Raw genomic sequence first — 8,214 nt, 5'->3', positions numbered from 1 at the left:
CGGACCCGCGCCCCGCCGCGCGGCGCTCCGGGCGCTGGTCAGCGAGACGCTGCGGCTCTACCCGTCGGCCTGGCTGCTGCCCCGGCACGCCGCGGCGGAGGACCTGCTGACGGGTTTCCGGATCGAGGCCGGCAGCGAGGTGCTGGTCTGCCCGTACCTGGTGCACCGCGACCCGGAACTGTGGCCGGAGCCGGAGGTGTTCGATCCGCGGCGGTTCACCGCGCCCGGGCGGCGGCCGGCCGATCCGGGCGCCTACCTGCCGTTCGGCATCGGCGCGCGGGCCTGCCTGGGTCTGCAGTTCGCGCTGCGGGAGACGGTCGCGCTGCTGGAGCTGCTGCTGCCGGCGTTCGAGGCCGTGCCGGTCGGGCCCGCCCCGGAGCCGTCCTTCGGGATGGTGGTGCGGCCGGACGGGCCGGTGCCCGCGGTGCTGACCCGGGCCGGCTGACGGCCGGGCTCAGGGCGGGGTGTCGCCGCGCCAGTCCCAGTGCCGGGGGTCGCCGGTGCGGGGCGCGTACTGGGCGCGGCCGCCCGGGCCGTGGGAGCCGATCTCGGTGGGCAGCGCGGCCCCCTCGGCGAGTTGGGCCTCGCTCCAGCCGGTCACGTCGAGCAGCAGTCCGTCGAGCGGCCCGGCGACCAGTTCGCGGTAGGCGTGCCCGGGCTGCGGCCCGGGATCGGGATCGTCGTAGTCGGCGCCGTAGACCCGCCCGCGCATCAGGTGCTCGTCCATGACGGCAGGATCGCAGCCGCCACCGACAGCGCCGTGCTGCGGCACGCCCCCGGGCCGGGCCCGGTCAGCCACCGGGCGCGAGTCCGGCGGCGATGCCGTCGAGGACGACGTCGAGTCCGGCCTCGAAGGCGGTGGCGGGGTCGGTGTGGGTGCCGTACCGGACGGCGGCGGCCAGCGCCGGGTAGTTGCCGGTGACGAGCATCCGGGAGAGGTAGGGGCCTTCCGAGCGCCGCCAGGCGTCCTTGTCCAGGCCGGTGTCCCGCTCGGCGCGCAGTTCGGCGGTCTCCCGGCGCAGCGCGCCGACGAGGTAGTCGTCGACCGTCCCGACCGCGCGCAGCGAAGGAGGGGGACACCGTGGAGACCGACACCCGCAGCCCGCGGATCGCCGTGGTCGGGGCCGGGCCGGGCGGCCTGACGCTCGCCCGGATCCTGCACCTGCACGGGATCGGGGCCGTGGTGCACGAACGCGACCGCGACCGCACCGCCCGTGCCCAGGGCGGCACGCTCGACCTGCACCGGGAGAGCGGGCAGCGGGCGCTGCGCGAGGCCGGGTTGGAGGCCGCCTTCCTGCGCGCCGCCCGCCGCGAGGGCCAGGACCTGCGCCTGCTCGACCACACCGGCACCCTGCTGCTGCAGGAGGACACCCCGGACGACGCCCCGATGGACCGGCCCGAGATCGACCGCGCCGACCTGCGGGACCTGCTGCTGGATTCGCTGCCCGCCGGCACCGTCCGCTGGGGCCGGACCTTCCGGCACGCCACCCGCCGGCCGGAGGGCGGACGGCGGCTGCACTTCGAGGGCGGTGCGACGGACGACTGCGACCTGCTGGTCGGCGCGGACGGCGCCCACTCCCGTGCCCGCCCGCTGGTCACCGCCGCCCGGCCGGCCCACCTCGGCAGCAACACCGTGGAGAGCGGCATCTCCGCCGCCGACCGCAGCCACCCCGAGCTGTCGGCGCTGGTCGGCCGCGGCAACTACTGGGCGCTGGGCCCGGGTCGTTCGCTCGCCGCCCAGCGGCAGGGCGGGGGGCGGATCCGCGTCTTCCTCTCCTTCCACACGCCCGAGGACTGGCTCGCCACCTGCGGCGTCCCCTTCGCCGACCGGGACGCCGCGCGCCACGCCCTGACGGGCCTGTTCGCCGACTGGGCGCCGCAGTTCCGGGCGCTGATCGAGGCGTGCGACGAGCCGTTCGTCCCGCGTCCGCTCACCGCACTGCCCGTGGGGCTGACCTGGCCCTCCGTGCCCGGCGTGACCCTGCTCGGCGACGCCGCCCATCTGATGCCCCCGGTCGGCCTCGGCGCCAACACCGCCATGCTGGACGCCGCCGAACTCGCCCGGGAGATCGCCGCCGCACCGGACGACCTCGCCGGGGCCGTCCGCCGCTACGAGACCGCCATGTTCGAACGCAGCGCCGTGGCGGCCCGGGAGTCGGAGCGGATCACGGCGATGCTGATGTCCGAGGACGGCGCGGCCCGGCTGGTCCGGTTCTTCCGGCCCGACGGCGAGGGCACGGCGGACGCCTGAAGGTCACGCCAGGCGCAGGGCGTCGGCGAGGTCGGGCCCGGTGCTGCGCCAGCAGGAGACGTCGTTGGCCGCGGAGACCAGGTCGCCCAGGTGCCAGCCGCCGTCGGCGTCGCGGACCGCGCAGAGGCCGTCCCACTCGATCGCGAGGTCGGCGGTGATCGGTGTGCCGCGCACGGTGACCCGGCCGAGGGGGTCGAGGACGCGGGCGTCCGGGCAGCCGGTGAGGCGCCGGACGTCCGCGAGCGTCCACTCCTCGGGCAGTGGCAGGTCCTCCTCGGTGCGTGCGGCGAGGAGTTCGGCGACGGCGACGCCCAGCCGGGGCCGGACCCACTCGCCGTCGCGTTCGATGCCGAGGACACCGCCGAGGAAGGCCATGTCGCAGGTGCCGAGGGGGGTCTCCCATCGGAACGGCACCCGGGAGACGTGGGCGGGCAGGTCCGCCGCGTCGGTCTCCGTCCGTCCGAAGGCCTCCTTGGGCACGGGGCCGTCGTCGGTGTAGCGGTGGGCGAGGAAGGCGGTGATCCACCCGGTGACGGTGTCGCCGCCCGAGGCGGACTTCCACGAGTAGAGGGACCGCCAGAACTGCTCGTCGGTCCGCCGGCCGGCGGCCGTGGCGGCGATCTCGTCCAGCACCGGGAGCAGCCCGGCCAGCCAGGGACGCAGCCCGGTGAGCCGCTCCCCCAGCGCGCGGGTGCGGTCGGCGAGCAGTTGCCAGTCCTCGGGCGTGCCCTCCAGCCGGACGCGCGGGATGCCGCACATGGTCACCCAGCGGAACCGGTAGTACGGGCTGACCACGTCCATCAGCGCCACCAGGGCCGCGGCGGTGTCCGTCGGCGTGGTGGTGGAGAACGGGGGCAGGAAGAGCTCGGTGGTGGCCTCGCCGAGGTTCCGGTGCAGCGGCTCGCGGACGCGGCGGATCGAGCGCTCCCAGTCGGCGGGGGCCGCGTCGTCGCGGACCACGATCGTGCGGGTGTACCCGGGGGTGTCGGTGAACAGGTGCGCGTAGCGGTCGGCGTTCAACCGGACGTGGACGGCGCTCTCGTGGACGACCGTGTACCAGAGCACGTCGGGCGAGAGGCTGAGCGGCAGGTGGGCGGCGAAGCACAGGTGGAGGGCGCGCAGCAGCAGGCTGGAGGAGGGCTCGGCCACCGCCGGGACGCCGGTGGGCAGGCCGATCAGTCGCTCGGTGCTGCGGTGGTGGATCCGGGCGGGGCGGGCGAGCACCGCGTGCAGGAACCGCTCGGTGCCCAGGTCGGTGACCTCGGCGGCCAGACCGGCCGCCTCGGCGTCGGCCTCGGCGTCGGAGGTGAGCGGCAGGTCGATCTCGAGGGCCATCGGCACCCTTCGGCTAGCTGTCGGGCGGAGCGCGCCGATGGTAGGGGGCCGCCCGGGGTGGACGGCAAGGCGTTTTCGCGGCGCGGCCCCGGGTCACTCCTCGGCGGCGGGGAGCCGCCAGTCGAAGGGGATGAACTCGCGGTCCCACGGCGCGGCCCGGTCGAGTTCGGCGACGGCCTCGGGCGTCCGCAGCAGGCAGCGGTGGCGCAGCAGGTCGCGCCGCTCCCGGGGGGTCAGCAGCCGTTCCCGGGGGCTCAGGTTCTCCGGGTGGTCGAGCGCCAGCACGGGACTGCCGTCGACGGGGCGGTCGCCGTCGACGTTCAGGTGGTCGCCGGACGGGGTGCGGTAGTCGAGCCGCAGGTCCGTCGACCACTGCGAGTTGCCGCCCCAGCCCTGGGAGAGGTCGACCGTCCGCCGGTGGCGGCGGCGGAAGGTCCAGTACAGCGGCGAGCGGTCCGCGACGCCGTGCTGGGCGTGCGCGGCGCCGGCCCGGACGCGGACGCCCGCCCGGGAGAACAGCAGTTCGCCGAGCATCAGGCCGGGCCATAGCACCTCGGTGACCTCGATCGGCGTCGCCGGGTCGTCGGCCTGCTCGACCTCGACGATCTCGTGCAGGAAGGGGTCGAAGCCGCCCCCGCGGAACGGGGTCATGCCGAGGCCGGTGAAGAGCCCGAGGTACTCCTCGTCGGAGAACGCGAGCCCCTCGACGCCCGGGTCCCACGGGCCGGCGGGCGTCTGCCGGGCGAGCAGCAGGACGTCGCTCACCCGGCCGAGCGCGTACAACTCCATGTGCAGCACGCCGACCCGCTCGTCGGTGCGGCGGTCCTGCCACCAGCCGCTGCACGCGGCCGCGGTGTGCAGCCGTTCGCGGTACGCGCGGCCCGTCTCCGCCAGCCACGGGAGGGCGACCTCCCGGTGGGCACCCGGCCCGGCACCCTCCGTCAGGCCCTCGTACAGCTCGCGTCCGCCCGCCCCGGTGTCCATGATCGAAATCTAGCAGGGTGCGACTGCGGCGCGATCGCCGTTCATTTCAGCTCATTTCAGCGTGGTCAGCCACTCCTCGACGGTGGTGACCTCGGCCTGACGGGGGAACACCTTGCCGGTGAGGACGCGGTGGACCTCGGGGTCGGCGTCGGCGCAGCCGTCGGAGAGGACGGTGAGGCGGTAGTCGAGGTCGGCGGCCTGCCGGACGGTGGACAGCACGACGCCGCTGGTCGCGATGCCGGTGAGGACGAGGTGCTCGATCCCGGAGCCGCGCAGGACGAGGTCGAGGTCGCTGCCCGCGAAGGCGCTGATCCGCTTCTTGGTGACCACGGTGTCGCCCTCGCGGGGCGCCAGGTCGGGGTGGACGGCGGCACCGGGGTCCTCGGGGGTGAACGCGCCGGGCCGCAGCGCGCCGAAGCTCTTGTTGCGCGCGGAGATCTCGGGATGGCCGGGCCGGAAGCCGAGGACGACGTACACGACCGGGACGCCGGCGGCCCGGGCGGCCTCGACGGCGCGCGCGAGCCGGGGCAGGTAGTCGGGTTCGTCGATGCGGCTCACGATGCCGACCTGGATGTCCATCACGAGCAGGGCGGTGCCGGTCATGGCGGCGTTTCCTTCCGTACGGGCGTGCGGGGCGGCGGCTACGGGCCGCGGTGGGTGGCGGCTACGGGCCGCGATGGGCGGCGGCCGCTGCGGGTGGGGCGGGGGTGTCCTGCTGCGGGGCGCCGACCTGTCGCAGTGAGCGGTCGGCGACGGTGACGAGCAGGTGGAGGACGGCGGCGGCGAGCATGAACCAGGCCAGTTGGTGCAGGCCGGCGGTGTCGGCGCCGTGGCCGAGGAAGGCGCCGGTGGCCGCGGCGGCGACGATCGCGCCGAGGTAGCTGAAGGTGCGCAGCAGTCCGGCCGAGGAGCCGATCCGCGCGGGGTGCGCCTGGTGGTAGACGGCGCTCTGCAGGGCGAGTCCGTTGAGGCCCTGCGGGATGCCGAAGGCGAGCGCGACCACGAGCAGCAGCCAGATCGGGGAGTGCGGGCCGAGCAGCAGGACGAGGGTGCAGGCCGCGATCTGGCCGAGGGCGCCGGCGAGGAGTTTGCCGCGGATCTGCCGCCGCCGGCCGGTGACCGCGGAGACGACGATCGCCGTGCCGAAGAGCGGGAGTTGGACGAGTCCGGCCTGCGGGGCGGTGAGTCCGCGGCCCTCCTGCATCCACTGGGTGCAGCCGTAGAGGAAGGCGTAGGCGACGGTGTACGCGAGCAGGGCGCGGATGTAGGTGGCGATCAGCGGCAGGTTTCCGCCGAGCACCCGCAGGTCGATGAACGGGTCGGCGGCGCGGCGCTCCCGGCGGGCGAAGCAGGCTGCCGCGAGGACGGCGGTGGCGGGCAGGTACCAGTCCGCGGCCGAGGGGTGCATCAGGAAGAGCAGCAGCGGGACGAGCGCGGCGGCGAAGAGCGCCATCCCGGCGAGGTCCAGGGTGGTGGCGAGGCTGCCGCGGGTGCGCCGCGGCGGGGCGGTGCGGGGCAGCCGTCGGGCACCGAGGTACAGCCCGGCGAGGGCGAGCGGGATGTTGACGGCGAGGGTGGTGCGCCAGCCGCCGAGGCCGATCAGCAGGCCGCCGAGCGAGGGGCCGATGACGGCGACGGTCTGGGTGGTGACGGCGAGCGCGGTCAGGACGGCGGCGGGGCTGTCCCGGCCGGTGCGGTCGGCCTCGCTGCGGACGAGGTACATGGCGGCCGGGTAGCCGGCGCAGGTGCCGAAGCCGAGCAGCACCCGGGCGGCGATCAGCACGCCGAGGTTCGGGGCGAGCATGCCGACCAGGCCGGCGACGCCGGTCAGTGCGGTGCCGGCCAGGAAGAGCCGGCGCGGGCCGTGCAGGTCGATGAGCCGGCCGACCACCGGCTGGCCGATCGCGGTGGCGAGGTAGAGCGCGGAGACCAGCCAGGCGGTGGCGGCGGGCGGGGCGCCGAAGGCGGCGCCGATCGGCACCAGGGAGACGGCGAGGATCGCCGAGTTCACCGGGTTGAGGATCGCGCCGAGCATCATCGGCGCGAGCAGCCGCCGGTCGAAGGCGTCCTCGGGCGCGCCCCCGCGCCGGGGGCGCGGGGCGGAGCGCACGGCGCGGAGGTTCATGCGTCGGACAGCCTGTCCAGCAGGGCCAGCGCCTCGACGACGGTCTGCCGCTCCTGCTCGGTGAAGTGCGCCTGCAGGGAGCGGGCGAGCCACTCCTCGCCGGCGCGCCGGCAGTCCTCCAGGAAGGCCAGGCCGGGGTCGCTCAGCGAGACCAGTTGGCGGCGGCCGTCGCCGGGGTCGGGACGGCGCAGCACCAGGCCCCGCTCGTCGAGGACGGCGAGGGTGGCGGCCATCGACTGCGGCCGGACGCGCTCGGCGGCGGCCAGGTCGCTGGCGGAGGCCGGGCCGTCCTTGCTGAGCCGGCTGAGCACGGAGGTCTGGGTGGGGGTGAGCCCGTCCGTGTCGTACGTCTCCTTGAGGCGGCGGCGCAGCCGGCTGAAGACCACGCGGAGCTCCCGCGCCGCGCGGACGGCGGAGGCGGTGACGGCGGCGGTGGCGGGCTCTTCCATGTCTCCCACCGTAGAACCTTCAGGCTGAACTGTCCAGCTATGCTGCACAGTCTGGGCTGTCCGATCCGCCCGGACGCGGGCGGGCGCTCCCGCCCCGGCGTGCGGCGGCGGCCCGGCGGTGAGCGAATCGAGGTGCGACGGCCGGCGGACGGCCGGCCGAACCACAGGGAGGCTGCGCCGTGGAGGGCTTCGACGCCGTCGCCGACCGGCTGTACACGCTGTCCCCGGCCGGCTTCACCGCGGCCCGGACGGCGGCCGCCGCCGAGGCCAGGCGGGCCGGCGACCGGGCGCTCGCCACCCGGATCGCCGCCCTGCGCCGGCCCACCCGCAGCGCCTGGGCGGTCAACCTGCTGGTGCACACCCGCCCCGAGGAGACCCGCGCCCTGCTCGACCTGGGCGGCTCGCTGCGCCGCGCGCAGGCCGAACTCGCCGGGCCCGCCCTGCGCGAGCTGTCGGCCGAGCGCCGCCGGCTGGTCGCGGCGCTCACCGCGCAGGTCAGGGACGGCGCCGCCGAGGCCGGTGAACCGCTCGGCGAAGTGCCCTTGCGGGAGGTCGAGCAGTCGCTGCGGGCCGCGCTGGCGAGCGAGGCCGCCGCGGCTGCCTTCGCGGCGGGCCGGCTGACCGGCCCGCTGGAGGAGGGCGGCACCCTGCCGACCGGCGAGCTGCCCGCCGGGTGGGGGGAGCCGACGGCGGAACCGGCCGCGGAGCCCGCCACGGAACCCCGGTCGAAAGCCGCCCGGCCGAAGGCTGAACGGCCGAAAGCTGAACGGCCGAAGACCACCGGCCCCGGCCATGGCGGCCGGAAGGCCCCGGAACCCGACCGTGCGGCGGAGCAGGAGGCCCGGCGACGCGCGGAGGCGGAACGCGCCCTCGCGGCGGCCGAGCGGGAGGAACGGGCCGCCGGACGCGAGCAGGCCCGGCTGGCCCGGGCGGCCGACCGCCTCGCCGCCGCCGAACGGAAGGCCGCCGACCGTACCGAGCAGGCCCGCGCGGCACTGCGCACCGCCGAGGCGGAGCTGTCCGCAGCGGAGGCCCACTCGCAGCAGGCCGGCCGTGCCCTGGCCGAGGTC

At 76.3% G+C, this 8,214-nt stretch carries 10 protein-coding genes; 3 read left to right on the top strand and 7 right to left on the bottom strand.

Going from position 1 to position 8,214, the window contains the following annotated elements:
* Nucleotides 1-445: cytochrome P450 (locus tag ABZ641_RS19425; RefSeq protein ID WP_359983308.1), on the top strand; the 445-nt coding region annotated here is incomplete at its 5' end.
* A gap of 9 nt (nt 446-454) precedes the next feature.
* On the opposite strand, the gene ABZ641_RS19420 is transcribed toward ABZ641_RS19425, so the two are convergent.
* A complete protein-coding gene (locus ABZ641_RS19420) occupies nt 455-727 on the bottom strand; it encodes a hypothetical protein (RefSeq protein ID WP_344625170.1) in 273 nt (90 codons plus the stop codon).
* 64 nt (nt 728-791) lie between these two features.
* Complete coding sequence (locus ABZ641_RS19415) at nt 792-1,064, bottom strand: TetR/AcrR family transcriptional regulator C-terminal domain-containing protein (protein ID WP_344625216.1); 273 nt, start codon at nt 1,062-1,064, stop codon at nt 792-794.
* A gap of 17 nt (nt 1,065-1,081) precedes the next feature.
* Between ABZ641_RS19415 and ABZ641_RS19410 the strand changes: the two genes are divergently transcribed.
* A complete protein-coding gene (locus ABZ641_RS19410) occupies nt 1,082-2,251 on the top strand; it encodes an NAD(P)/FAD-dependent oxidoreductase (RefSeq protein WP_359983305.1) in 1,170 nt (389 codons plus the stop codon).
* A gap of 3 nt (nt 2,252-2,254) precedes the next feature.
* Here ABZ641_RS19410 and ABZ641_RS19405 read toward each other — a convergent pair whose 3' ends face one another.
* The 5 genes from ABZ641_RS19405 to ABZ641_RS19385 form a co-directional block, all read right to left on the bottom strand.
* Nucleotides 2,255-3,586: a DUF4419 domain-containing protein gene (locus ABZ641_RS19405; RefSeq protein WP_359983303.1), complete on the bottom strand. Its 1,332-nt coding sequence runs from the start codon at nt 3,584-3,586 to the stop codon at nt 2,255-2,257.
* Between the two features lie 93 nt (nt 3,587-3,679).
* Nucleotides 3,680-4,570 carry a hypothetical protein gene (locus ABZ641_RS19400; RefSeq protein WP_359983300.1) on the bottom strand — a complete coding sequence of 297 codons (891 nt, stop codon included), beginning with the start codon at nt 4,568-4,570 and terminating at the stop codon, nt 3,680-3,682.
* A 51-nt stretch (nt 4,571-4,621) separates the two neighbouring features.
* Nucleotides 4,622-5,173 carry an isochorismatase family cysteine hydrolase gene (locus tag ABZ641_RS19395; RefSeq protein ID WP_359983297.1) on the bottom strand — a complete coding sequence of 184 codons (552 nt, stop codon included), beginning with the start codon at nt 5,171-5,173 and terminating at the stop codon, nt 4,622-4,624.
* Between the two features lie 61 nt (nt 5,174-5,234).
* Complete coding sequence (locus ABZ641_RS19390) at nt 5,235-6,695, bottom strand: MFS transporter (RefSeq protein ID WP_359983294.1); 1,461 nt, start codon at nt 6,693-6,695, stop codon at nt 5,235-5,237.
* Entirely contained in the window at nt 6,692-7,144 is a 453-nt protein-coding gene (locus ABZ641_RS19385; RefSeq protein ID WP_344625176.1) for a MarR family transcriptional regulator, read from the bottom strand. Before ABZ641_RS19385 ends, ABZ641_RS19390 begins: the two co-directional genes overlap by 4 nt.
* A gap of 179 nt (nt 7,145-7,323) precedes the next feature.
* On the opposite strand from ABZ641_RS19385, the gene ABZ641_RS19380 reads away from it, so the two are divergent.
* A partial coding sequence (locus tag ABZ641_RS19380; protein WP_359983291.1) for a hypothetical protein occupies nt 7,324-8,214 on the top strand: 891 nt, incomplete at its 3' end.

Source organism: Kitasatospora sp. NPDC007106 (genome assembly GCF_040634455.1).
GTDB classification, from domain to species: Bacteria; Actinomycetota; Actinomycetes; order Streptomycetales; family Streptomycetaceae; genus Kitasatospora; species Kitasatospora arboriphila.
Note: the sequence above shows the minus strand (reverse complement) of the source record. Positions and strands in the feature narration are given on the sequence as shown.

Bases quoted from the DNA above. Each gene is read 5' to 3' on its own strand.
- ABZ641_RS19395 (WP_359983297.1), bottom strand. From the start codon at position 5,173: ATGACCGGCACCGCCCTGCTCGTGATGGACATCCAGGTCGGCATCGTG.
- ABZ641_RS19400 (WP_359983300.1), bottom strand. From the start codon at position 4,570: ATGGACACCGGGGCGGGCGGACGCGAGCTGTACGAGGGCCTGACGGAG.
- ABZ641_RS19390 (WP_359983294.1), bottom strand. From the start codon at position 6,695: ATGAACCTCCGCGCCGTGCGCTCCGCCCCGCGCCCCCGGCGCGGGGGC.
- ABZ641_RS19405 (WP_359983303.1), bottom strand. From the start codon at position 3,586: ATGGCCCTCGAGATCGACCTGCCGCTCACCTCCGACGCCGAGGCCGAC.
- ABZ641_RS19420 (WP_344625170.1), bottom strand. From the start codon at position 727: ATGGACGAGCACCTGATGCGCGGGCGGGTCTACGGCGCCGACTACGAC.
- ABZ641_RS19385 (WP_344625176.1), bottom strand. From the start codon at position 7,144: ATGGAAGAGCCCGCCACCGCCGCCGTCACCGCCTCCGCCGTCCGCGCG.